Below are 22,115 nucleotides of genomic sequence, written 5' to 3' on the forward strand. Positions count from 1 at the left end.
ACACCTCAAGAAGTAATAAATTCATACCATTTTTGCAGACTGTATTCATAAGTCGGCATAACGGTATTCCAGACAGCGACATTGTTGAAGCGACTTTCGTAACTCCCGCCTGAACGCTGTTGCCCGATTGAAACAGACACCTTACCATCGGGGCCTTTTAATGCTTCCTGTGTTGGTAAACCTTCATACCAGTACTGCCATTCAGCATTGCTGAGGTAAGGTTTTGAACGAAGGGGATTGGAAATATAGTAGCCTTGTCTGGCAATAAAAGCACCGGGCCATCCGGACAGCCACCAATTCATATATTCATAGGCTGCATCCTTAGCTCTGCCCTGTGTTGCTGATGATAAACACATTACCCCGTGCCAGCCCCGATAGCCTTCTTTGGGGGCGGCAAAGCGAACGGGGATATTGTCGCCGTTTAACTGACTTACAGCCGGCGAAAACATGCTTTCAATTTCTACCCGGTTGGAAAGCATAAATTGAACGGATTCCGGGACGGATGTCCAAAAACCACTAAAATGCTGAAGTTGCTTCAGTTCTATTAGCAGTGAGAATAATTCGTCGAGTTCCCGGCGTGTGATAGCGCCAATGTCGTTGAATGTCATAAAACCCTTGGCTTGGGCAGCAAGAGCTAGATCAAATAAGCCAATAGTTGGGTCATTGACAATGGCTACTTTACCGCTGAAGCGCGAGTCGAGTAACCAGCCCCAGCTTTCACTTTGAGATTTCAAATCCTGGGGCAATGCGCTGGTGTCATAACCAAAAGAATCGACGTTGTGAACATAAGGCAGAAAACTAATTTGCCCGGTAAAAGCTGAACCGAGTTTACCGTTTTTTCCCACGTTGATAATTTTATGGGGGGCATCACCAGCGCCAATTTTAGCCGACGGGGTGATTTTTCCTGTTTTAGTTAAACTGTTAATTTCATCCCAATAGGAGATACGTGATGTGTCGATGGGCTGAATTGCATCTGAGCGCCATAGCACATTAATGCTGTTGGACCATTGCTCGTAAAGGTCGAAGCCCGCGGGATTGATCGCGGCTTTTTGCAGTACCGCAGCGCTCCCGCCCGGAGAGTAGGCCAGTTGGATACCGAGGTCTTCCATAGCTTGTTTTCTAAGGGGCTCCTGCAGAGTGACATGTGTTCCCAGTACGCGTACGAGAGGTTTTTCCTTGCCGATAGCAAAAGGCACCATACCAGCCGTAAGCCAACTGGCAAGCGTCCCTTTCAATAGTGTTCGACGGGTTTGAGAATTTTTCTTTTTAGTCATCAGCATGTGGTACACAAAATCCCTAAACTACATTGTGGCACCTAAATCCTTATCTTGCCAAAGATAAAGTGTTTATTTCTCATTAACTTAAAACCCTGATTACAAGGTCTGGTTGACAGTGTATAAAGGAGTGTATTAGAGTGATATCAAATTGATATCATTTGAGATCGAAATGAACGAGAAAAAAGGTTTTTCTATTAACGGGTTTGTGATGGTGTTTGTGCTGCTCTTGGCACAAATTGGTACTGTAGTTTATTTCGACAGCGTGGCTCATAAAGCGCCGTGGCATTTATTACCAGCTGTACTTGTTGGTGTTTGTTGGGCAGGGTTCTTCATGGTTCAACCCAATCAGGGTAAAGTACTGACTTTTTTTGGTAGTTATGTGGGGACGGTGAAGGCAAATGGTCTGCGCTGGACCGTACCGCTATTCATGAGAAAAACACTCTCACTTCGCATACGCAATTTTGAAAGTGCACAGATGAAGGTGAATGACAATCAGGGAAATCCCGTTGAAATTGCCGCGATAATTGTGTGGTCTGTCACGGATACCGCAGAAGCTGTATTCGAAGTGGATAATTTCGAAAGTTACGTGCTCATTCAAAGTGAATCAGCCATACGTAATATGGCCAGTAGTTTTCCCTACGACCCAAGGGATGATGAGGGCGCAGAAGTGGCTCTGCGAAGTCATCCTCAACAGATCGCCGATCATCTGCAATCGGAAATACAGGCAAGACTAGATAAAGCAGGTATTACGGTGCACGAGGCTCGGCTTAGTCATCTAGCCTATGCCCCTGAAATTGCCAGTGCCATGTTACAACGGCAGCAGGCAGCGGCCATTATTGCTGCCCGGCGTAAAATTGTCGACGGCGCAGTAGGCATGGTAGAAATGGCACTTGCGGGTTTGAATGAAAAAGACATTGTTGAGTTGGATGATGAGCGCAAAGCAAATATGGTCAGTAATCTGCTTGTAGTCTTGTGTGGTGACAAAGCCGCGCAACCTGTTGTAAACAGTGGCAGCCTTTATTAAATCAACATCCGGGATGGTTCATGTCAGACAAGAAAAAGGCGTATCCACTGCGAATTAATGCAAATGTGCTGGCTGCGATGCAGCGCTGGGCTGATGACGAGTTACGCAGTGTGAATGCGCAAATTGAGTACGTATTGAGGGAGGCACTGGTCAGAAATAAGAGGGTAAAACTGGTAGAAAAGGTCATCACCGAAGTCGTGGTGACGCCAGAGAATGGCAAAAGCCAGGACGAAGACTGACAAATAATACCACTGGCGGGCGTATTAAAACCTGCCAGTGTTGCCGTGATGTGCGGCCACTAAAACGCTAGGTTAATTTTCGGCGCTTTATCAGACCGCGCCACAGAGTAATACCCAGCAAGCCAGTTAGAAATGGCCAGTATACACTTCCACCATGTTCCCTTACTTCCACAACAACATCGTGCCCGGTTCTGTCATAGTTTTCACTTTCAAGTGGCACATAGCTAAGGTCTGCATCGGTTGTGTGATCTGCAACAGCAAGCAGCGCCTCTGTTTGAGCATCGTATAATTCTATGAGGATGTCGTAATCATCGGGGCGGAAGCCCGAAATAAGATCTGTTTCAACAATAAATTCGTCGTGGGAACTTTCACCGTAGATGAAAAAATCAGACGAGGTGTGAACAGGGTAATACGATTCCGCGTCACCTAAATACAGCACCGCGTACACGGGGACTTCGGCATAGATTGTATCGGCATCGAAGACCACTGCCAACCGACTGTAGTAACCGTCGTGGTCAGCGTCGTAGCGGCGCTCTACCCGGGCATCGTAAATCCAGTAATCGGTATTTACCACAACAGATTCAGCGCTTCGCTTTTTGGAAGAAAAAGCGCTAACTTGCTGATTTTCAGTGCGTCGGGCTACGCCGGTGTCTGACGGCGGTTGGTGTTGCACACCAAACTGGAACTCTGTCGCTTTCGTTTGTTTAGACTCAGGTTCTGCCCATGCAGCAGTCGTTGTTAGCAGAGTGGCTAATGCCAATGCAGATAGGGTAGCGGAGTGTAGGTTCAGCATATGCAGTCCTCAAATGAATAACTTACTGTGAGGACAGTGTCGCTTTTTCTGTATGAACGAAAACTGAAACAAACCTTAATCACAGGGTCAGACAAACCCAGTGATTAAGTGACGCAGATTGACCTGGTGAGACTCAGGTATTAGTCATCAAGCGCAGATTCGCCGTTCTGAGGCATGAAGTACGTTCCCCAACCATCGTAGTGAACGTCGTGTTTGTCTGCAATTTTTAACAGGGTATCGGTGTCTTTGTCCAGGGCGGCGCGGTCGAGTTTGCGTTCAACAACCGCATCAAAACAAAAAATAGTCCCGCCGTCATCTAACATAAGCTCTTCGGCATCTGATACTTCAAAGCCAGCTTTGAATGCATCAACAGCGGCTTTTTCTAAAATGTCAAAGTCGTCAGAGGCAAGGTGATACTCAACTGTATAAACGGCATCCGGTTGGCTGCCATCTTCAAGCAGCGCATCTATGGTTTCCTGATTAAACTCGTACCACTCTTCTCGTTCGTCAAACTGATTCATTTGGGTTACCCATAAATAAGATTGGGCGTAGTGTAATGAACTGCAGCAGTGGAAGCTATCTCTTTTCGACGTCTTCGGCTTCCTTGCTAATGCGGATAAAGGTCTCCTGCATTTTTTTATGGAAATGCTCCGTCCACTGTTTGATTGTTTTCGAATCGTCTAAGGCTATGGGGGCTGCCAGATCAACAAAGACAGTGCCGTTATCCCAGCGATTGAGCTTTACCTTTTGGTGCAGATCGCTTGCCGTAACCATAACTATGGGCTCATTTGCGGTTTGCGCAAGTCTGAATGCCCCTGTTTTGAACGGTAGGAGACCTCTGCCGTAACTGCGCGTCCCCTCCGGAAATACCCACACAGATGTCTTTTTCGCTTTTATTTTTTCACCCGCCTGGAGAAGGGTATCTCTGGCGCGGCCGGAGTTTTTGCGGTCGATCATGATATTGCCGGAAAGCCAGTAAATCTGCCCGAAGATAGGGATCCACTTCAGACTTTTCTTGCCGATGGTCACTACACCGGGAAGTGCTGCTTTACAAATAGTGATGAGGTCGTAACTATTTTGGTGGTTGGCGATGAAAACGTAAGGGGTATCTGCCTGAATGGCTGGGTCTTTGCGGACGACCACGTTAAGTCCTACAATACGCGACATCAAGGCGTAGGCCTGACCGCCAAAATGCACATTGTCTTTGTGGAAAGGTCGAAGGATACAAACAATAAATACTGCGAGATTGATGACAACAAACGCGATAAACAGCGCAATGACGCGTAGAATAGCTAACACAAATTATCCTGTTATTTCTTTTCGCGGAAGTATACGGGATCTTCGCCCTTTCAGTTATCCGATCAGTATTTTTTTATCCAGCAGACACAGAAACGTATTTTTGTCTATTAAACGAAAGACAAAGTCTTTGTCATTAGCGAAAGCGGTAGCTAGGTGATATAACTTATACTAACTGGTAGCCTCTAAGACGTGTTCTTTATCTTACGCAAGAGTTAGAGCGTGTTTTAACCACAATTACAATTTGCGGTAGCGAAAAAAATGCAGACGTTTACACCCGAAGAGCTTGAAGATGATATTCTTGTCGACCTTATGGAGGAAATTAATGAACTCTATGAGTCCAGCGAGCAAACGCTAATCGAGCTTGAACTTCGTCCAAAAGACAATGAACTGCAACGGAGTTTATTTCGTTCTATTCATACAATTAAGGGTGATTTAGGGCTGGTTAATTTTAGTCCCATGATACCTTTACTTCAGCACGTTGAAGATTTGCTGGATTACTTGCGCAAGGGGCAAATCGAATACACCAGCACCATGAGTGATCTCGTGTTACTCACCATGGACAGGGTGAAAAGTTTCGTCGAAGGTGTAATGGATGCCGGCTTGGCGAACTATGATGATGAGCTTCACGGTAAGCTGGTACTCGCAATTTCGCGAATTACGCCTGATAACCACGGCGAGCACAACCGTTTATTGGGTGAAGCAGTGCTATTGTTAAACCCGAAATTAGACCTTGCATACGGAGAGTTGGACGCTGCCGATGCTGTCGATACCATGGCTTCCAAACCGCCTGCCACCGTGGCTAATACGGGGATTCTCAAAACCGTTAGTGGCGACAAACGCGAAGATATGCTGTTTTTCCGGGATCTCATGCAAGCTATTGAGCATCGTTCCAACTACTGGGCGGGACGGGGCGACAGAATTGCCAAGCTGGCATTGTATATCAATCACGAAGCGGGTGGCCTTATTGACGATGACCAGCTTTCAGTGGCGTGCTATGTGCACGATTTCGGCATGGCGTTTATGCCGTTGTCGCTATTAAATAAAACTGAGCCCTACACAGAAGCAGAATTCAACCTAATGCGTTCTCACGTGTACAAAAGCTCCCGTTTACTCGAACACCTCAATCAATGGGATCACGCGAGAAAAATTGTGATGCAACACCACGAGAGGGCCGATGGGAAAGGTTATCCACTGGGTCTTAAGGAAGATGATATTTGTGATGGGGCAAAGTTGCTGGCCATTTTAGACACGTTTGATGCGATGACCCACTCAAGAGCTCACAACCCCGAAAACCAAATGTCTAAAAAACAGGCGGTTATTGAGCTTAATCGCCATGCAAAAGGACAGTTTAGTCCGAAATGGCTGCGGTTTTTCAATCAGGCCATGACTAAATTACTGACGAAAAACGGCTGATCCTTCCTCGCCGTCCCCCGACCTTGCTGTGACGAGGAGCGGCAGAGGGCGTTAGGCGCTAATCATTCACATCAAGTTCTTTTAGCTTACGAGTGAGGGTATTGCGACCCCATCCGAGTCTTTTAGCAGCATCCTGCTTATGACCATGGGTGTACTGTAGTGCTCTTTCTAACATGGTTTTCTCAAAGGTAACCATGGCGTCATTGAGTATATTAAAGTGACCTTCCCGAAGCTGAGTATCAGCCCACTTTGCCAACAATTCTGGCCAATCGCCTTCGGCACTGGAGGTGGTTTTTTCTATACTGCTCTCGCCGTGAATTTCCGGCGGAAGATCGGTGGGCAACACTTCCTGTCCGCTGGCCATCACCGTAAGCCAGCGACACACGTTTTCCAGTTGTCTGACATTACCGGGCCACGGTAACTGCATAATGACTTTTTCTGCTTCCTTACTTAGTAACTTGCTTTCTACGTCCAACTCTTTTGCTGCAGCCCGTAAGAAGTGGCGGGCCAATAGCGGGATGTCTTCCCGTCGCTCGGACAATGCCGGGATGTGAATGCGGATCACGTTTAAACGGTGAAATAAATCTTCCCTGAACTTGCCTTCCGCCACCCGCTTTTCGAGGTTCTGGTGTGTTGCTGCAATGATTCTGACATCCACGGTTACAGACTGGTGTCCGCCAACGCGATAAAACTGGCCATCGGCCAGGACCCGTAACAAGCGAGTTTGGACATCCAATGGCATATCGCCAATTTCATCGAGAAAAAGTGTGCCGCCGTTCGCCTGTTCAAAGCGACCTTGTCGCGCTGTTTGTGCGCCGGTGAAGGCACCTTTTTCGTGGCCAAATAATTCAGACTCGACCAAATCTGCGGGTATGGCGGCCATATTAAGAGCAATAAACGGGTTCGCCGCCCGGGGGCTGTGCCGGTGTAGTGCTTGGGCTACAAGCTCTTTGCCGGTGCCCGACTGCCCATTGATTAATACGCTGATAGAAGAGCGAGAGAGGCGACCTATGGCCCTGAATACTTCCTGCATGGCAGGTGCTTCGCCAATGATTTCCGTTGGTGTTTCGTCAGGCGGAACTTGCAATTGTCGGGTCTGTTCTCTGGAGTGAGCAAGAGCTCGTTGCACCAAGGTAACCGCCTCGTCAATGTCGAATGGCTTGGGAAGGTATTCAAATGCACCACTTTGGTACGCATTAACCGCACTGTCCAGATCGGAGTGCGCGGTCATGATGATCACCGGAATCAAGGGCGAAATATTGTGTACTTCGTTGAGCAGTACCATGCCGTCCATCTGTGGCATTCTTATGTCAGATACAATGACTTCAGGGCTTTGGCCACTTTCTAATTGCAGTAAAAGATCTTCGGGATTTTCAAAACTCAGACACCCGATATTTGCCGCTTGTAATGCTTTTTGTAACACCCAGCGTATGGAACTGTCGTCGTCTACTATCCAAACGGATTCACTATTCATTGTCCATCTCCTTTCTGGGGATTGGGAGGTAAAGGGTAAATTCTGTTTTGCCAGGGTGGCTGTCTACTTCAATCTTGCCACCGTGGTGATTAATGAGGGTTTGCGCAATAGACAAACCCAACCCACTGCCATTTTGCTTGCTGCTGACCATTGGGTAGAACAAGGTATCCCGTATTTCCGCCGGAATGCCTGGACCATTGTCGATAACCTGAATTTTGGCGACCAATGAGTGGCGCTTGCCCAATATGGTCATCTGGCGGTCTATACGGGTAACTAATCGAATTTGGGGCGATGGCGTTTTGGCTTCGGTTAACGCCTGTACGCTGTTCCTCAAAATGTTCAAAACAGATTGTTGCACCATGTCCTGGTCAACCCGCAAGTCCGGGATACTGGGGTCGTAATCGCGAATGATGGTAATTGGATTGTCGGAATCAAATTGCATTAGACTGCGGACTTTTTCCAGAGCTTGGTGCAAATTACTCCACTCCAACCGTGGGAGTGAATTTGGCCCGAGAAGTCGGTCAACGAGATTGCGCAGTCTGTCTGACTGTTCGACAATCATTTGAGTAAACTCAGTGTGTTCCGGGTTGGTTAATTCCTTTTCCAGTAATTGGGCTGCGCCTCGAATACCGCCTAGGGGGTTTTTTATTTCGTGGGCCAGTCCGCGGATGAGTTCTCTGGCGGCATCGTGCTGCGCATTTTGTTGATTTTCACGGGATATACGTCGTTGTTGATCTATTCGTCTGACCTCGAACATCAGTTTCGGGCCATCCTCTGTATTCAGATTGGTAACCGTGAGATCCGACAGTACGTTGCGCCCGTCTTTGAAGCAAAGGCGGAGATCGTTTTCTGTAAAATCTTCTCCCCGTCGAAGTGCTGCGCGCAAACGGGCATTATTAATGGAATTAGGCGTAAAAAATTCGGCCAGTTGGTGGCCATACAGTTGTTTGAAGCCCGTTTCAAATAACGCTTCACCAGCGTGATTCGCATAGACTATTTGTAGTTTTTCATTCACCATCACCAATGCGCTGTTTAGGCTGTTTAGCAAATGATTAGTATCAAACTCGGAGGCAAACATGCCGAGCAACTCCCTTGTGCACACTTTTGGTGCATTATAGATTATTATTGTTCAAATAGCGTAACGTTGACCGTTGTTGGTTTTCTGTCTGAACCCCTATGGTGCGCTGCATGCGCCACCATAGCCCGCTAATTGGTATTAATTAACGCTGATGCCTGATGCAGGTATAGCGTTTGTGAAGGGGTTGATGCAAGAGTCTTGCCCTTATTGTCAATGATATCGATATGGTAGGTATGGGCACCGCGTTCGATGCCTGTGAGGCTAAAAATGCCGGCGTTATTGATTTTGGCAGACTGATCGTCAAAGGTCAGGCGGTAGCGACCGCGAAAAGCGGGGGTGGTGCTGGCGGAAATGGTAATATTACCCTGGTTGTTGCGAATCGTGGCTTCGGGCTCGGGTGAGGTAATGGTCACCGTGTAGCGGGGCGTCGGTTTTTTTGCAGGTTGCGGTTTAACCTGAGGCGTGGGCAGGCTGTCAGTGACATTACTGGTGTTACCCTGAAGTTCTACTTGCGAGGCACCTTCCTGTGGCGTGTCAGTATAGAGGATGGTACCGTCAGCTTGTACAACCTTGTAAATGGTTTGAGCCGTTACCGAACCTGTTATTAATACAGGTAAAAGCAGTAGCCATTTCATCGATGCATTGCTCCACAATGTATTCATCGTTAATTCTCGTCATACTACAGCATAGCGATAACCGGCAAATATGCAACAAGTGCGCATAAAAAAGCCCGCGAAAACGCGGGCTTAGCATAGTAGATAACGTACCTTATACGCTGTAGTACATGTCGAACTCTACAGGGTGAGTAGACATATTCAGCGTTGTTACTTCTTCCGCTTTCAGAGCGATGTAGGCATCGATCATGTCGTCAGTCATAACGCCGCCAGCTTTCAGGAAGTCACGGTCGTTGTCCAGCGCTTCAAGTGCCTGCTCAAGTGAGCTGGCAACGGTTGGGATGTCTTTCGCCTCTTCTGCTGGCAGATCATACAAGTCTTTGTCCATCGCATCGCCAGGGTGAATCTTGTTCTGAATACCGTCCAGACCAGCCATAAGCATAGCAGTAAACGCCAGGTAAGGGTTTGCTGTTGGGTCAGGGAAACGAACTTCAATACGACGTGCTTTATCGCTAGTCACGTAAGGGATACGGATTGACGCTGAGCGGTTACGGGCAGAATAAGCCAGCATAACAGGTGCTTCAAATCCTGGAACCAAACGCTTGTACGAGTTGGTAGACGCGTTTGCAAAGGCGTTGATAGCACGGGCGTGCTTAATAATACCGCCGATGTAATACAGCGCCTCTTCAGACAGACCCGCGTATTTGTCACCAGCAAAAATGTTTTTACCATCTTTAGCAATTGACTGGTGGCAGTGCATACCTGAACCGTTGTCGCCAACCAGTGGCTTAGGCATGAAGGTCGCAGACTGGCCATACGCATGTGCCACATTGTGAACAACATACTTGTAAATCTGAATTTCGTCAGCTTTGGAAACGAGCGTGTTAAAAGACGCTGCAATTTCGTTCTGACCTGCCGTTGCCACTTCGTGGTGGTGGGCTTCAATAACAATGCCCATTTCTTCCATAACCAGACACATCGCGCCGCGAATGTCATGGGCAGAATCTACAGGAGGAACTGGGAAATAACCGCCTTTTACTCCCGGACGGTGAGCAAGGTTACCGCCTTCGAAGTCAGCGCCTGAATTCCACTTGGCTTCAGAAGAGTCGATCTTAAAGAACGAACCGGCCATGTCAGTGTGGAATTTAACGTCGTCAAACAGGAAAAACTCTGGTTCAGGACCAAAGAAACAGGTGTCACCGATGCCTGTGGACTTCAGATATTCTTCTGCGCGGCGGGCAACAGAACGCGGATCACGCTCGTAACCTTCCATCGTCGATGGCTCAACGATATCGCAGCGAATGTTTACCTGAGCTTCTTCAGCGAACGGGTCTACAACCGCAGTAGAAGGGTCAGGCATAAGAATCATGTCTGACTCGTTAATACCTTTCCAGCCAGCGATAGAAGAGCCGTCGAACATTTTACCTTCTTCAAAGAACTCGTCGTCGATCAGGTTGGCAGGGATCGATACGTGTTGTTCTTTACCCTTAGTATCGGTAAAGCGTAAATCTACAAATTTCGCTTCGCTTTCTTTGATCAGCGCTAGTGCCTTATCAATTGCCATCGTGTCCTCCGGATTTATTAAAACAAAACGGAATGAAAATTTTCATTCCAAAAAATGAGTGGAAACCACTAAGCGATATTCGTGCCATTTGTCTGTTCTGAGTCATGGCGCGGCCTAGCAGACAAAGGGGATCGTTCAGATAATTCAAATTGAACCATTATGGTGCGACGGTGCACTATAATGGTGATTTGAGCTTGTGATTTCCTGACCTAGCGTAGAGCAATCCTGTCAGCGATACCAGTGTCTAAACGAGAAAGTCAGTGATTTACCAGTATAATTGTGTGTGTTCACAAAATTGCAATAAATTTAAATAAAAAAAAATGCGCAATGTATAGTGATTTTCTGTACAATCCGCGCACATTTTACTATTCCGAAATTGCAATTCGGTTTGCACCTTTTCTTCACGACAGTGTTGAACGTGTAAATCACCAAGGCTTAGACCCAATGAACACCACTGATATTAATAAATTACGCAATATTGCGATCATTGCTCACGTTGACCACGGTAAAACCACCCTCGTGGACAAATTGCTTCAGCAATCCGGTACGCTGGAAAGTCGTGGCGAAGCTCAAGAACGAGTGATGGATTCTAACGACATCGAGAAAGAGCGTGGTATCACCATTTTGGCAAAGAACACTGCCATTAACTGGAACGATTACCGCATTAACATTGTCGACACACCAGGACACGCCGATTTCGGTGGTGAGGTAGAGCGGGTAATGTCAATGGCAGACTCTGTACTGCTGCTGGTTGATGCGCAGGAAGGTCCTATGCCGCAAACCCGTTTTGTGACGCAAAAAGCCTTTGCTCAGGGTCTCAAACCCATTGTTGTCATTAATAAAATAGACAAACCAGGGGCGCGTCCCGATTGGGTAATGGATCAGGTCTTCGATCTGTTTGACAACCTGGGTGCGACAGACGAACAACTTGATTTTCAAGTGGTTTATGCATCTGCGCTAAATGGTTGGGCATCTATGGATTCAGATACCCAGGGCGAAGATATGACCCCGCTGTTTCAAATGATTGTTGATCAGGTTGAAGCACCGGCTGCTGATGCAGATGGCCCGTTCCAGATGCAGATCTCTCAGCTTGATTACAACTCTTATGTAGGTGTTATTGGTGTTGGCCGTGTCACGCGCGGCAGCGTTAAAATCAACCAGCAGGTAACGGTTGTTGGCGCCGATGGCAAAACCCGCAACGGCAAAGTAGGCCAAGTACTGGGCTACCTCGGACTTGAACGTCACGAAGTGGAATCTGCCCATGCAGGCGACATTATTGCTATTACAGGGCTGGGCGAACTGAAGATATCTGACACCGTTTGCGACGTAAACGCTGTTGAAGCGTTGCCACCATTAACGGTTGACGAACCTACTGTAACCATGACATTCCAGGTAAACACCTCTCCGTTTTCTGGTAAAGAAGGCAAGTACGTTACCTCACGAAATATTCTTGAGCGGTTGCAAGATGAGTTAATTCACAATGTTGCACTGCGGGTTGAAGAAACCGATGATCCGGATAAGTTCCGCGTATCAGGGCGCGGTGAATTGCACTTGGGTATTTTAATTGAAAATATGCGTCGCGAAGGCTACGAGTTGGCAGTGTCGCGTCCGGAAGTTATTCTCCGGGAAGTTGATGGCGAACTGCAAGAGCCGTTCGAAACATTAACCATTGACTGTGAGAGTGATGATCAAGGCTCTATTATGGAGCAATTGGGTTTGCGTAAAGCAGAGCTTACTGACATGTCGCCTGATGGCAAAGGTCGGGTGCGCATGGACTTTATCATTCCCAGCCGTGGCCTAATTGGTTTCCAAACCGAGTTTATGACACTCACTTCGGGCTCTGGCTTGCTGTATCACACGTTCGATCATTACGGTGCCCACAAAGGCGGCGTAATTGGCAAGCGTAAGAATGGCGTGCTTATTGCCAATGCCAATGGTAAAGCGCTTACCAATGCATTGTTCAACCTGCAGGAGCGTGGTCGTTTGTTTATCGGTCATGGTGTGGAAGTTTACGAAGGTATGATTATCGGTATTCACAGCCGTGACAACGACCTTACCGTTAACGCCCTCAAAGGCAAGCAGTTAACGAACGTGCGTGCATCTGGTACCGATGAAGCGCAAACACTGGTGCCACCAATTAAAATGTCTCTTGAACAGGCCCTTGAGTTTATCGACGATGACGAATTGGTAGAAGTGACACCTGAGAGCATTCGCATTCGCAAGAAATTACTGACCGAAAATGAGCGTAAACGCGCTTCCCGGGAAAAAAAGTAATTTAAACTTTCGATTGAAAAAGCGCCGAATGGCGCTTTTTTTTCGTCTAAGGCATGGTTTTAAAACACTTTTACAGGCAGTATGTTGTCTCAACGTACATTTTAATAGCCTGAAAAGAGGTGATATTGCATGGCTGCGTACAACATCGCTGTGGTAGATGACGATACACTGACTTTGGATATTGTTACCTATGCCCTGGAAGATGCCATGGAAGTTAACGTGTATGGGTTTAGTCGCAGTGAAATGGCCAGAGAGTTTCTCAGAAGCCCCTCTGGGCGGCAATTGTCGCTTATTATTAGTGATCAAAATATGCCTCAATATGACGGCCTTACGTTGTTGAAAGACTGCCGGGCTGCTGGCGTGAACGTCCCATTTATACTTCTTACCGCTGACGCGACCAGAGAAACCGTCATTGCAGCAAAAAAAGGTGGTGCTACACAGTTTTTGGCAAAACCGTTTTCCACTGATGATCTCATAGCAAAAGTAAAGGCTTTGCTCGTTTGAGGGTTGCTACTGGTCAAAGTACGACGTAGGCTTTAAACTCTGAAAATATCTGTGAGAACGCCGTTTTCACTCCACATCGAATTCATTTCATATTACCGTATAACAGGAAGCTTATCGTGCAATTCAATTTTGATGAGACGCCATCACGTCGGGATACTTTTTCTTTTAAATGGCAGAAATACGCCGGACAGGACATCATTCCGGCCTGGGTAGCGGATACTGAATTTCGGTGCGCGCCGCCGATTCTGAATGCCCTGTCTGCCAAAATTGAGCACGGTAACTTAGGTTATGTTTTGCCTGCCCAATATCAGCCTGCTATCGAAGCGGTGCAGCGATGGCTAAAAGTCAAGCACGCCTGGAATATTGATCCTGAGTGGTTAGTGTGGACACCTGGGGTAGTGCCGGCGTTTAACATTGCCTGCAAAGCGTATTGTGAGCCTGGTGACAAAGTCATGGTGCAGACACCTAACTATCCGCCATTACTGGCCGCTCCCAAGATCAATGGTCTTGAGCGCGTTGACATAGGTACAGTAACGATTGATGGCCGTCCCACCATTGACTTTGCAGAGCTTGAAACCCAGGCCGCTGATCCAAAGTGTAAGTTACTGATCTTATGCAATCCTATGAATCCGGTGGGAAGTGTACTAAGTCAGGATGAAATAGCTCGAATTGCCACAATATGCCGGGAGAACCAGGTAAAACTTTGTTCAGACGAAATTCACTGCGATCTCGTTTTAGATGCGTCTGCTCCGCATATACCGGCGGGTCGTGAAGAAGCGCTTAAAGACATTAGCGTAACGTTAATGGCTGCCAGCAAAACTTTCAATGTGGCGGGTCTGGGGGCGTCGTTTGCTATTATCCCGGATAGAAAATTACGCCAGTCATTTGTAAATGCTGCTGCGGGGCATATGCCGTGGGTAAACGTATTGGGCTTAGTGGCCACCGAGGCTGCTTTTACACTGTGCGACCAATGGCACAATGCACTGCTTGATTATTTGCGATCTAATCAGCAGTGTTTGGTCGACGCAGTAAACAATATTCCCGGGTTATCAGTCCACACTGCCCAGGCAACATTCCTCGCCTGGGTTGACGGCAGTGGTCTTAACGTACCCAACGTACAGAAATGGGCTGAGAGCCGCGGTGTAGGCCCATCACCAGGCAGCGACTTTCTCGCCCCTGATTTTATGCGCATCAACTTTGGCTGCAGCAAAGCGATGCTGGAGCAGATTCTGAGTAGATTAGCCGGTAAATAACTGAAGCATTTTGTTTCCGGCAAGGCCGAGGATGAACGCAACCGTCAGTCCGCCAAACAGATTGCTGACGGGGGTGTTTCTGTAAGCTGCAGGTACGGTCTTTTGATTCATCACTGCCAGCAAGAATACCGCGACTACCGGCAATAGCAAGGCATTGGCCGCTTGCGCGAAAACAATGGCTGACAGTGGTTTAAAGCCAGCGCTGGCAACAATGATCCCAGTGGCGATAACAAGCCCCCATATGGTTTTGAAAAATGGGGTGTGAAGGTCTGCGGGTTTGCCCAAGGCACCACAAATGGCATATGCCGCAGCCAATGGGGCAGTGATTGCACTGGTCAGGCCCGCGGCCAACATTCCCGCACCGAAAAACCAGGTCGCTTTATCGCCTAGCACGGGGGCCAGTTGTTCGCTCATGTTTGCTGCGCTTAACGCCATGGCTTGGCCGAAAAATGCGGTCATCGCCGTTGCCACTATCACCAGCGTGATGAAGCCTCCAAAGCCAATGGCAAAGGCTGACTGTCTGCGACAGGCTCTAATTGCTATGGCCTGATTTTGTCCTCTGTAGGCCTGAGCGACAAGACTTGCGTGAAGGAAGAGGTTGTAAGGTACGATTGTGGTGCCAATGAGGGCAAGTACCATAGTGGTGGTATGGGCGTCGAACCGCGGAGCAAAAAGTTGCGCTGTCATTGTTGCAAAGTCTGGCCTTGCCACAATGAGAGTAACAACAAAGACTAAGGCCATGAGTCCAACTAAACTCACTAACACACTCTCGATGAGTTTGTATTTGCCTGAGTAGAGTAACGCGGCAGCAATAAGGCCAAGTAACCCCGCCCAAACTGATACGCCAATTGGTGCGATACTGTGCAGACCAATTGCCGCTCCAGTGAGGTTGCCCGATTCGTACGCTGCGTTGCCGATGCCAATAGCGGATATGATTAGCACGATAGATATTTTTTTTACAAACCGGTTGTCGGTAAGTGATACCAGGCAGTGTGCAAGACTTTGTCCGGTGCCGATACCAAGTCGTGCTGCCATGTCTTGTAAAATCATGGTGGCAACTACTGAGAAAAGTAGCGCCCACACTAAGTGGAACCCGAATTGTGCGCCGGCTAAACTGGCAGTAGTCACGGTTCCGGGCCCGATAAACGCAGCGGCGATAATAAAGCCCGATTTGTCTTTGGACATAAAAGAGTTCCAATTCATTTATTTACTATTAGACTAAGCAGAATAACGATTATGAGAAACAAGGCAAGGCGCATTGCAAAATGACGGCTTATGAGATGCAGTTTACCGATCTATATACCTCAGACCATTATCGCCCGCTTTTACCTGAGCAGCCGTTTGCCGAAGGATTTATTTTTGCCGTTGCCACCAGTCCGGAAATTCCCATGCCGGAAACCTGGATGCCCTGGCTGGTGTATGGCAAGGGGGGGGCGCATCACTCCGCCTCTATGGACAGGCTGGCAGAAGGTCTGATGAACGCGCTGCGAGATACACTGGGAAACATGCGCGTGGAACGTTGCTGTATACCACAAATTTATTTGCAAATGCACGGAGATGACGAGGTGTCCCCCGAGTTGGCAAAATGGCTAACCGGCCTGCTTGCCGCTCATAATCAGCTTGAACCATGTTGGCAGCAGGCATGGGTCCTGGCCGCTGAAGCGGAAAAAAACGCCCCTATCGACGCAAAAGAAGCGCCAGAAAAGCGGCTACGGCGTTGTTTAACTCTTTTTTCTACACTGGCAGATGTAAAACAGGCCATGGCGGCGAGAAATAAAGACAGAGCAGCACAATTGCAGCGGCATCTCCCTGTACTTGTTAAACAAGTTCCCGGCATGTTAAAGGAATACATTGGGCTGGCCGGCGAGTTAGCCGCAGTCTTACCGAATCAATTTGAAACCTTCGTGAAAAAAAAATAGCGGGTGCACTAACGGTTGCGCTGTGACAAACGCTGTCTTACTGAACTAATGTAACTATCGAGTTCTGCTTTGGCTTCTTCATAGGCAAGATTGAGTTCCTCAGAATCAGGCTCTCTGAGTAATGCCTGAAAGGCAAGATCTGTTTTTTCTAAAAGTGCTTTGAGATGTTCGTTACTTACATCCATGTGTTTTCCGCCAGTTAAATTAGAAAAGACCCGAAACGAGCGCAATTACTTCCATTAACTACGCAATTGTTGACCAATGCGGTTTAAAAAGGTTTTACCACAGCAAGAATAACAATGGCAAGCAACAGTAAAACCGGTGCTTCATTAAGTATGCGGTAGAACTTCGACGAATGCTTATTGTCATCGCGTTCAAACGCTTTCATAAGCCTATATAAATAGATGTGATAGCCATAAATAGCAAATAAAAGTGTCAGTTTTACATGCAGCCATCCCGACGCTTTAAACCAAGCTACACCATAGAGATATATAAGCGTTATGCCAAACACTGCTGTTAATATGGCAAAAGGCGTGACAAAAAACCACAATCTTTTTTCCATGATACTAAATTGCGCTTTGACGTTAGCGTCTTCAGTGCTTGCGTGGTAGACAAACAACCGGGGTAGATAGAAAATACCGGCGAGCCAGGCAACCATAAAAAATACGTGCAGCGCTTTTATCCACAAAACCATAAAAAATCCGTCAATATTGTGCTCGTTGCAAGAAGGTCTGGAGGATATTCCAGGTAATCACGCCTTCTATTTCCTGTGGTGACTGGCCGTAAATGTACACTGCGCCGGTGCGGCCATTTTTTAGTTTTTCATATACTTCGTGCAGCGTAGCCTGATTACTTAACCCTTCCATACTAAAGTAACTCAAGGGGTGTGCGTTGTGTTCAAGACTTACGTCGTATTGCACCAAGGTATACTGCACATCCAACTCTGTTCGACTTTTTTGCACCACAATATACGTCGGGTTAGCTGAGAGATATTGTTCCAGTGCAAGCTCCGGCGCGTCAATGAAAAGTTTGTATTCTTTTGTCATGGCCGCAACAACGCCGGTTTTTTCCAGCGACTCCCGAATGGATGAAATCGCGTAGGGTAAATTCTGATAATCGAGCTGGCGAATGAAAATAGAGCGGTTCCCCAAAAACTGAGTTGCGGTAACATATGCAGGAACGATAACGAGCATGGCCGGCAAAATAATTTGCGGGCTGTAGGATAGTTCCATTACTGCAGAAAGCGCGGCAAGAGGTGCGTGTAATACGGCGGTGAGCATACCGGCAACCCCTAATAGTGCAAAGCTGCTGTTGTATTCTTCTACATTTACAATGCTTTGTAACGGCATGAGGAGCAGTGAGCCGGACAGCATGCCTATCACCATGACCGGCCCGATAATGCCCCCGGGAACGCCGAGGCCGATAGCAAATACGGCCAGTACCAGTTTGGCTACAAGAATCGCCAACAACAGCCAGCTACCAGGGTGTGACGCGAACAAGAGTTCAACGTCGATAAAGTTTGCCCCAAGACTCTCTGGCAAAATCATGCCTGCAATGCCTGTTATCAGTGCAGCCAGTACCAGGCGCCATATCATGTTGATATGGCGAAAGAGTTGCATTATGCGCATAAGTTGCGAGTTGAATAATGTGGCAATACCGCCGAGCACGATCCCCAATAGAATAAAATACAGATACATCCATTCGTCAAAGGCGGCAATAGCAAGAAAAGAAAGTTCGTTTACTTCGCCAAATACTGACCGGGTCAGCACTGAGCCAATGGCAGCAGCCAGCATAACAGGCACAAAAATGTGAATTTTGTACTCACGAAGTACAACTTCCATAACAAAAATAACGGCGGCAAATGGCGTGTTGAATGACGCAGAAATTCCCGCGGCAATGCCACAACCGGCAAGAATACGAATACTGTTGTAAGGCAGGCGCAACCATTGACCTAAAAAGCTGCTCCCCGATGCACCAATATGAACAGAAGGGCCTTCCCTACCTACGACAAATCCGCCGGCAAGGGCTAACATTCCACCAAAGAACTGATTGATTGTGGTTCGAAAGGGAACGATACCATAGTGGTACTTAACGCGATGAATAATGAACGGAATTCCCATGCGGTAATGCTTAAAACCGGTGAGAAAAGCGATAAGCAGGATAATTGATACGGCACCTAAGGGCATAAGAAACCAGACCAACCAGGTGTTACCTATCAACTCTGTGAGTGCAGACAGGGCGTTGTTTTGTACCCACTCTACGCAAAGTCTGAAACCAATGATCAGTGCCGCAGCGATGAGTCCACCAAGAATACCAAGTACACAGACCTGCACAGAAGTTCTGGGGTGAGCAAGTTCCTCTCTGAGAGATGAAAAACGCATTTAGCTGGCTTATCCGTTTATAATGAGGTTATCTTATCATAGGTGCGGATTTATCATATCAAGTTCTGTGCCGTATTGTGTATTTGAAATGGGTTACCTGTTATGAAAGTCCCCTTGTTACGGGTTGAGTTTATTGAAAAGTGGGGAAAATACCGCTTTACCCTTATTTGCGTATTGTTTTTGGTAATGATGATGGTTTTTGGGTATCAACTCGCCCTGTTTAATCACAAAGAAACCCAAAAGCAGCAGGCGAGTGAGCAACAGAGCTTGTCTTTTGTTCAGGCCGAAAATAGCCGGTTGCGTAAGAAAGTGAGCGCGCTTGAAGTGGCCAGTGTGTTGGCGAGGAAAAAGGCCGATGCGTTGATACAAGCGGAAGAGGCAAACCAACAGCAATTACGGGAGTTAGAACAACAACTGGCTTTCTATCAGCGGGTGGTTGCCCCGGAAAAAACACAAGACGGTTTTTTGGTAGATGGCGTACAGGTCGAACCAACTGCGAGTATTCGAAATTACCGTCTTACCGCTGTACTATTACAACGCAATACTCATAAGGCACTGATAAAAGGCGGGTTGTCTATAGTAATCGAAGGCAGTCTTAATGGGCAACCGCGTACTCTTTCCGGAGAACAGCTTGCCGCCGAATCCAAGGTAGACTGGGGGTTTCGCTTTTTTCAGCCCATTGACTACACCTTTACCTTACCTGAGGGGTTCTCCCCTGAGCGCATTGTGTTAAAAACGCCGGTTTACCAATGGAAAACATTGCGAGGGGATTATCAACGCATCGTAAACTGGCAGGATGCGCTTATACACCCAAACAGTGAAAACGATGTGTAGCTGTGGGTTTACCTGCGTGCCCGTCGTCACGTCAGCGCTGTATTGTCTTTGCAGCAGCAGATAAACCGCCTTTAGTGTTGATCACCGTATTTAGGTGTTAGATAATTACTGTTAAGCAGGCGTACTGCCTGATCGCGTTAAGTGAGGTAATAAATGTCTGTTGAAATGGCGCTGCCTATTGAATTTTCTGACTCGGCTGCCAGGAAAGTAAAAGAACTGGTAACGGAAGAGGAAAATCCGTCGTTGAAGTTACGGGTCTATGTGACGGGCGGCGGATGCTCGGGCTTCCAGTATGGTTTTACGTTCGACGAGAAAGTGAATGAAGGGGATATGACCATTGAAAAGGACTCAGTAACACTGGTTGTTGACCCAATGAGCCTGCAATATCTTGTGGGTGGCACCGTGGACTATGTCGACGGATTGGAAGGTTCGCGTTTTCTGGTGAATAACCCCAATGCCACAACAACGTGTGGTTGCGGCTCAAGTTTTAGTATCTAAGCTCATGTATTTTGTCTGGAAGATGCCGTTCAGCGGCCTTTCAGACAAATTTATCTTATTTTCCCCTTCGCATGTACTTTTTTGGAGTATTTCTCTTTAATGTATTGGTTTACAGCAATGCAATATTTGTCCTTTTAACGGGAGAGAGTTAAGTATGAAACTTTATGGTTCTGGCACGTCGCCTTATGTGCGTCGCATCCGCATCGTACTTGCCAACACTGAGCACGAATTTCACAACCTGAATATATTCGAGGGCGAAGGAAGGGCAATTCTGGCAGCTAAAAACCCCGCGTTGAAAATTCCATGCCTGGAAGACGATGGGCAGTTGATCTTTGATTCCAGAGTCATATACAGCTATTTACTTGCCAAATTTGATTTACCGCCTTTGAGCTGGGATCAGGAAAATCAGCTCACACTTATCGACGGTGCTAACGATTCGTTTGTTGAACTTTTTTTATTGAAGCGTTCTGGCATTGAAACTAACGATGAACAGCTATTCGTGCGGCTGCAAAAAGAACGTATTGCGTCGACGCTGACATTGCTGAATGAAATGGTCGAGGCGGGTGAGTTCGATGGGTGGGGATATCCCTCTATTGCCTTGTTTACCCTGATTGACTGGGTGGAGTTTCGCGAATTGCACCCGTTGACCAGCTTGGACGCTCTTAAGGCTTTCCGAGAGAAACACATTGATCGCATTGAAGTCACAGCCACTGATCCGAGGGGATAATTCCTAGTAGCCCTGGCGAAAGTTGAACTGGTAGAGCAGCGGGCTCTTGGTTAGAAAGCGGCGTAAATTTTCGGCAAATAGCTCGGCCACGTCTTCCGGACGTGATTCTGCGGCGGTGTGTTGCGTTATTCGAATGTTTGGATGACGCCAAAAAGGGTGGGAAGCGGGGAGCGGTTCTTCAGCAAACACGTCGAGCACAGCAGCGCGTATGTGGTTGTGATTAAGAGCATGGATGAGATCCGTTTCAACAATGGCCGTCCCCCTCCCAGCGTTGATTAGTACACAATGGCGAGGCAACGCATGGAAAAAGGTGCTGTTCAGCAAGCCGGTGGTTGATGGCGTGTCTGGCATCAAGTTAAAAACAAAATCACACCGTTGGGCAAAATCAAGTCGTTGGTCTGTGCGAAACACATGTTGGTAACCCGTTTGTGGTGCGCCCCGCCGGCTGAGACCAATTACTCGCATATCAAAGGCGCTGGCCACGGGCAGTATATGCTGAGCGATGGAACCGGCACCCATGATTCCAAGGGTTTTTCCCTGCAGACGGGAATAGGGGGGCGGTGCCCACTTTGCTGCTTTTTGTGCCGTGTCAAATTCATCTACATTGCGGCTGTAATGCAACAAGTATGTAAACAAGTATTCACGCATGGGAGCACCAAACATGCCTTTTGCCGCAGTGAGAATATAGTCTTGTCGATTTAGCGTCAGCAAGGGGCGGTTGCCTGCCCATATAGACTGACACCATTGTAACGCGGGCATAACCGGTACCACACAGGCTGCGAGATCCGGATCGGCTAGCAGTATTGTTATTTTTTCAAGATCCACGTCTCCGACTTTTGAGGTAATACATTGTAAACGTACATTCGCTGGCAGCAGAGCGGGGATCAGTGTTTGATATTGGGTGGCTTCTTTCGTAAGTACGGCGAGATAATGCTGCATGCTATTGCTAT

The 22,115-nt window shown here is 47.5% G+C and carries 23 protein-coding genes; 10 read left to right on the forward strand and 13 right to left on the reverse strand.

The genetic code is table 11. The annotated features are described in order from the left end of the window. Positions 1-5: 5 nt before the first annotated feature. Positions 6-1,274 carry a PotD/PotF family extracellular solute-binding protein gene (locus KO518_RS06220; protein WP_216025470.1) on the reverse strand — a complete coding sequence of 423 codons (1,269 nt, stop codon included), beginning with the start codon at positions 1,272-1,274 and terminating at the stop codon, positions 6-8. Between the two features lie 172 nt (positions 1,275-1,446). On the opposite strand from KO518_RS06220, the gene KO518_RS06225 reads away from it, so the two are divergent. Together KO518_RS06225 and KO518_RS06230 are read left to right on the forward strand one after the other, a co-directional pair. After that, complete coding sequence (locus KO518_RS06225) at positions 1,447-2,301, forward strand: SPFH domain-containing protein (RefSeq protein ID WP_216024961.1); 855 nt, start codon at positions 1,447-1,449, stop codon at positions 2,299-2,301. Positions 2,302-2,321: 20 nt separating this feature from the next. Continuing rightward, positions 2,322-2,540 carry a hypothetical protein gene (locus KO518_RS06230; protein WP_216024962.1) on the forward strand — a complete coding sequence of 73 codons (219 nt, stop codon included), beginning with the start codon at positions 2,322-2,324 and terminating at the stop codon, positions 2,538-2,540. 67 nt (positions 2,541-2,607) lie between these two features. Here KO518_RS06230 and KO518_RS06235 read toward each other — a convergent pair whose 3' ends face one another. The 3 genes from KO518_RS06235 to KO518_RS06245 all read right to left on the reverse strand — a co-directional run bounded on the left by KO518_RS06235 (position 2,608) and on the right by KO518_RS06245 (position 4,632). Next, on the reverse strand, positions 2,608-3,333 hold the full coding sequence (locus KO518_RS06235; protein WP_216024963.1) for a choice-of-anchor H family protein: 726 nt from the start codon (positions 3,331-3,333) through the stop codon (positions 2,608-2,610). A 140-nt stretch (positions 3,334-3,473) separates the two neighbouring features. Then, the gene (gene rraB, locus KO518_RS06240) at positions 3,474-3,854 is read right to left on the reverse strand and encodes a ribonuclease E inhibitor RraB (protein ID WP_216024964.1); all 381 of its coding nucleotides are present in this window, start codon (positions 3,852-3,854) and stop codon (positions 3,474-3,476) included. 55 nt (positions 3,855-3,909) lie between these two features. Beyond that, entirely contained in the window at positions 3,910-4,632 is a 723-nt protein-coding gene (locus KO518_RS06245; protein WP_216024965.1) for a 1-acylglycerol-3-phosphate O-acyltransferase, read from the reverse strand. Between the two features lie 258 nt (positions 4,633-4,890). Here KO518_RS06245 and KO518_RS06250 point away from each other — a divergent pair, with 258 nt between their 5' ends. After that, positions 4,891-6,045 carry an HD-GYP domain-containing protein gene (locus KO518_RS06250; RefSeq protein WP_216024966.1) on the forward strand — a complete coding sequence of 385 codons (1,155 nt, stop codon included), beginning with the start codon at positions 4,891-4,893 and terminating at the stop codon, positions 6,043-6,045. Positions 6,046-6,103: 58 nt separating this feature from the next. Here KO518_RS06250 and glnG read toward each other — a convergent pair whose 3' ends face one another. The 4 genes from glnG to glnA form a co-directional block, all read right to left on the reverse strand. After that, entirely contained in the window at positions 6,104-7,519 is a 1,416-nt protein-coding gene (glnG, locus tag KO518_RS06255; protein WP_216024967.1) for a nitrogen regulation protein NR(I), read from the reverse strand. Next, positions 7,512-8,597 (reverse strand): nitrogen regulation protein NR(II), encoded by a 1,086-nt coding sequence (gene glnL / locus KO518_RS06260; protein WP_216024968.1) that lies wholly within the window; start codon positions 8,595-8,597, stop codon positions 7,512-7,514. Before glnL ends, glnG begins: the two co-directional genes overlap by 8 nt. A gap of 128 nt (positions 8,598-8,725) precedes the next feature. Further along, positions 8,726-9,259: a DUF4124 domain-containing protein gene (locus KO518_RS06265; protein ID WP_216024969.1), complete on the reverse strand. Its 534-nt coding sequence runs from the start codon at positions 9,257-9,259 to the stop codon at positions 8,726-8,728. Positions 9,260-9,365: 106 nt separating this feature from the next. Continuing rightward, on the reverse strand, positions 9,366-10,775 hold the full coding sequence (gene glnA, locus KO518_RS06270; RefSeq protein ID WP_216024970.1) for a glutamate--ammonia ligase: 1,410 nt from the start codon (positions 10,773-10,775) through the stop codon (positions 9,366-9,368). A 444-nt stretch (positions 10,776-11,219) separates the two neighbouring features. Between glnA and typA the strand changes: the two genes are divergently transcribed. From typA to KO518_RS06285, 3 genes are all read left to right on the forward strand, one after another. Then, entirely contained in the window at positions 11,220-13,049 is a 1,830-nt protein-coding gene (typA, locus tag KO518_RS06275) for a translational GTPase TypA (protein WP_216024971.1), read from the forward strand. A gap of 129 nt (positions 13,050-13,178) precedes the next feature. Next, positions 13,179-13,553: a response regulator gene (locus tag KO518_RS06280; RefSeq protein ID WP_216024972.1), complete on the forward strand. Its 375-nt coding sequence runs from the start codon at positions 13,179-13,181 to the stop codon at positions 13,551-13,553. 116 nt (positions 13,554-13,669) lie between these two features. Next, positions 13,670-14,806 (forward strand): PatB family C-S lyase, encoded by a 1,137-nt coding sequence (locus tag KO518_RS06285; protein WP_216024973.1) that lies wholly within the window; start codon positions 13,670-13,672, stop codon positions 14,804-14,806. Here KO518_RS06285 and KO518_RS06290 read toward each other — a convergent pair. Beyond that, positions 14,792-15,991, reverse strand: a complete 1,200-nt coding sequence (locus KO518_RS06290) for an Nramp family divalent metal transporter (protein ID WP_216024974.1) — start codon at positions 15,989-15,991, stop codon at positions 14,792-14,794. The genes KO518_RS06285 and KO518_RS06290 overlap by 15 nt on opposite strands. Positions 15,992-16,071: 80 nt before the next feature. On the opposite strand from KO518_RS06290, the gene KO518_RS06295 reads away from it, so the two are divergent. Further along, entirely contained in the window at positions 16,072-16,725 is a 654-nt protein-coding gene (locus KO518_RS06295; RefSeq protein WP_216024975.1) for a UPF0149 family protein, read from the forward strand. 8 nt (positions 16,726-16,733) lie between these two features. Here the strand turns inward: KO518_RS06295 and KO518_RS06300 are convergent, their stop codons facing one another. From KO518_RS06300 to KO518_RS06310, 3 genes are all read right to left on the reverse strand, one after another. Continuing rightward, entirely contained in the window at positions 16,734-16,910 is a 177-nt protein-coding gene (locus KO518_RS06300; protein ID WP_216024976.1) for a hypothetical protein, read from the reverse strand. An 83-nt stretch (positions 16,911-16,993) separates the two neighbouring features. After that, complete coding sequence (gene hemJ, locus KO518_RS06305; protein ID WP_216024977.1) at positions 16,994-17,419, reverse strand: protoporphyrinogen oxidase HemJ; 426 nt, start codon at positions 17,417-17,419, stop codon at positions 16,994-16,996. 10 nt (positions 17,420-17,429) lie between these two features. Beyond that, on the reverse strand, positions 17,430-19,106 hold the full coding sequence (locus tag KO518_RS06310) for a chloride channel protein (RefSeq protein WP_216024978.1): 1,677 nt from the start codon (positions 19,104-19,106) through the stop codon (positions 17,430-17,432). A 102-nt stretch (positions 19,107-19,208) separates the two neighbouring features. On the opposite strand from KO518_RS06310, the gene KO518_RS06315 reads away from it, so the two are divergent. The 3 genes from KO518_RS06315 (at position 19,209) to KO518_RS06325 (ending at position 21,165) form a co-directional block, all read left to right on the forward strand. Then, entirely contained in the window at positions 19,209-19,940 is a 732-nt protein-coding gene (locus KO518_RS06315; RefSeq protein ID WP_216024979.1) for a DUF6776 family protein, read from the forward strand. A 153-nt stretch (positions 19,941-20,093) separates the two neighbouring features. After that, on the forward strand, positions 20,094-20,438 hold the full coding sequence (gene erpA, locus KO518_RS06320; protein WP_216024980.1) for an iron-sulfur cluster insertion protein ErpA: 345 nt from the start codon (positions 20,094-20,096) through the stop codon (positions 20,436-20,438). Between the two features lie 154 nt (positions 20,439-20,592). Beyond that, on the forward strand, positions 20,593-21,165 hold the full coding sequence (locus KO518_RS06325; protein WP_216024981.1) for a glutathione S-transferase family protein: 573 nt from the start codon (positions 20,593-20,595) through the stop codon (positions 21,163-21,165). Positions 21,166-21,168: 3 nt separating this feature from the next. On the opposite strand, the gene KO518_RS06330 is transcribed toward KO518_RS06325, so the two are convergent. Continuing rightward, positions 21,169-22,104, reverse strand: coding sequence for a D-2-hydroxyacid dehydrogenase (locus KO518_RS06330; RefSeq protein ID WP_216024982.1), 936 nt, complete (start codon positions 22,102-22,104; stop codon positions 21,169-21,171). Positions 22,105-22,115: the final 11 nt, after the last annotated feature.

It is taken from the genome of Aestuariibacter sp. A3R04 (assembly GCF_018860805.1).
In the GTDB taxonomy this organism is placed as follows: domain Bacteria; phylum Pseudomonadota; class Gammaproteobacteria; order Enterobacterales; family Alteromonadaceae; genus Alteromonas.

What these genes read in the sequence shown, in the direction of transcription:
- KO518_RS06280 (WP_216024972.1), top strand. Translation starts at nt 13,179, where the DNA reads ATGGCTGCGTACAACATCGCTGTGGTAGATGACGATACACTGACTTTG.
- KO518_RS06235 (WP_216024963.1), bottom strand. Translation starts at nt 3,333, where the DNA reads ATGCTGAACCTACACTCCGCTACCCTATCTGCATTGGCATTAGCCACT.
- typA (WP_216024971.1), top strand. Translation starts at nt 11,220, where the DNA reads ATGAACACCACTGATATTAATAAATTACGCAATATTGCGATCATTGCT.
- KO518_RS06290 (WP_216024974.1), bottom strand. Translation starts at nt 15,991, where the DNA reads ATGTCCAAAGACAAATCGGGCTTTATTATCGCCGCTGCGTTTATCGGG.
- KO518_RS06330 (WP_216024982.1), bottom strand. Translation starts at nt 22,104, where the DNA reads ATGCAGCATTATCTCGCCGTACTTACGAAAGAAGCCACCCAATATCAA.
- glnL (WP_216024968.1), bottom strand. Translation starts at nt 8,597, where the DNA reads ATGTTTGCCTCCGAGTTTGATACTAATCATTTGCTAAACAGCCTAAAC.
- KO518_RS06265 (WP_216024969.1), bottom strand. Translation starts at nt 9,259, where the DNA reads ATGAATACATTGTGGAGCAATGCATCGATGAAATGGCTACTGCTTTTA.
- rraB (WP_216024964.1), bottom strand. Translation starts at nt 3,854, where the DNA reads ATGAATCAGTTTGACGAACGAGAAGAGTGGTACGAGTTTAATCAGGAA.
- KO518_RS06310 (WP_216024978.1), bottom strand. Translation starts at nt 19,106, where the DNA reads ATGCGTTTTTCATCTCTCAGAGAGGAACTTGCTCACCCCAGAACTTCT.
- KO518_RS06300 (WP_216024976.1), bottom strand. Translation starts at nt 16,910, where the DNA reads ATGGATGTAAGTAACGAACATCTCAAAGCACTTTTAGAAAAAACAGAT.
- KO518_RS06220 (WP_216025470.1), bottom strand. Translation starts at nt 1,274, where the DNA reads ATGACTAAAAAGAAAAATTCTCAAACCCGTCGAACACTATTGAAAGGG.
- erpA (WP_216024980.1), top strand. Translation starts at nt 20,094, where the DNA reads ATGTCTGTTGAAATGGCGCTGCCTATTGAATTTTCTGACTCGGCTGCC.
- KO518_RS06325 (WP_216024981.1), top strand. Translation starts at nt 20,593, where the DNA reads ATGAAACTTTATGGTTCTGGCACGTCGCCTTATGTGCGTCGCATCCGC.
- glnA (WP_216024970.1), bottom strand. Translation starts at nt 10,775, where the DNA reads ATGGCAATTGATAAGGCACTAGCGCTGATCAAAGAAAGCGAAGCGAAA.
- KO518_RS06225 (WP_216024961.1), top strand. Translation starts at nt 1,447, where the DNA reads ATGAACGAGAAAAAAGGTTTTTCTATTAACGGGTTTGTGATGGTGTTT.
- glnG (WP_216024967.1), bottom strand. Translation starts at nt 7,519, where the DNA reads ATGAATAGTGAATCCGTTTGGATAGTAGACGACGACAGTTCCATACGC.
- KO518_RS06295 (WP_216024975.1), top strand. Translation starts at nt 16,072, where the DNA reads ATGACGGCTTATGAGATGCAGTTTACCGATCTATATACCTCAGACCAT.
- KO518_RS06250 (WP_216024966.1), top strand. Translation starts at nt 4,891, where the DNA reads ATGCAGACGTTTACACCCGAAGAGCTTGAAGATGATATTCTTGTCGAC.
- KO518_RS06315 (WP_216024979.1), top strand. Translation starts at nt 19,209, where the DNA reads ATGAAAGTCCCCTTGTTACGGGTTGAGTTTATTGAAAAGTGGGGAAAA.
- KO518_RS06230 (WP_216024962.1), top strand. Translation starts at nt 2,322, where the DNA reads ATGTCAGACAAGAAAAAGGCGTATCCACTGCGAATTAATGCAAATGTG.
- hemJ (WP_216024977.1), bottom strand. Translation starts at nt 17,419, where the DNA reads ATGGTTTTGTGGATAAAAGCGCTGCACGTATTTTTTATGGTTGCCTGG.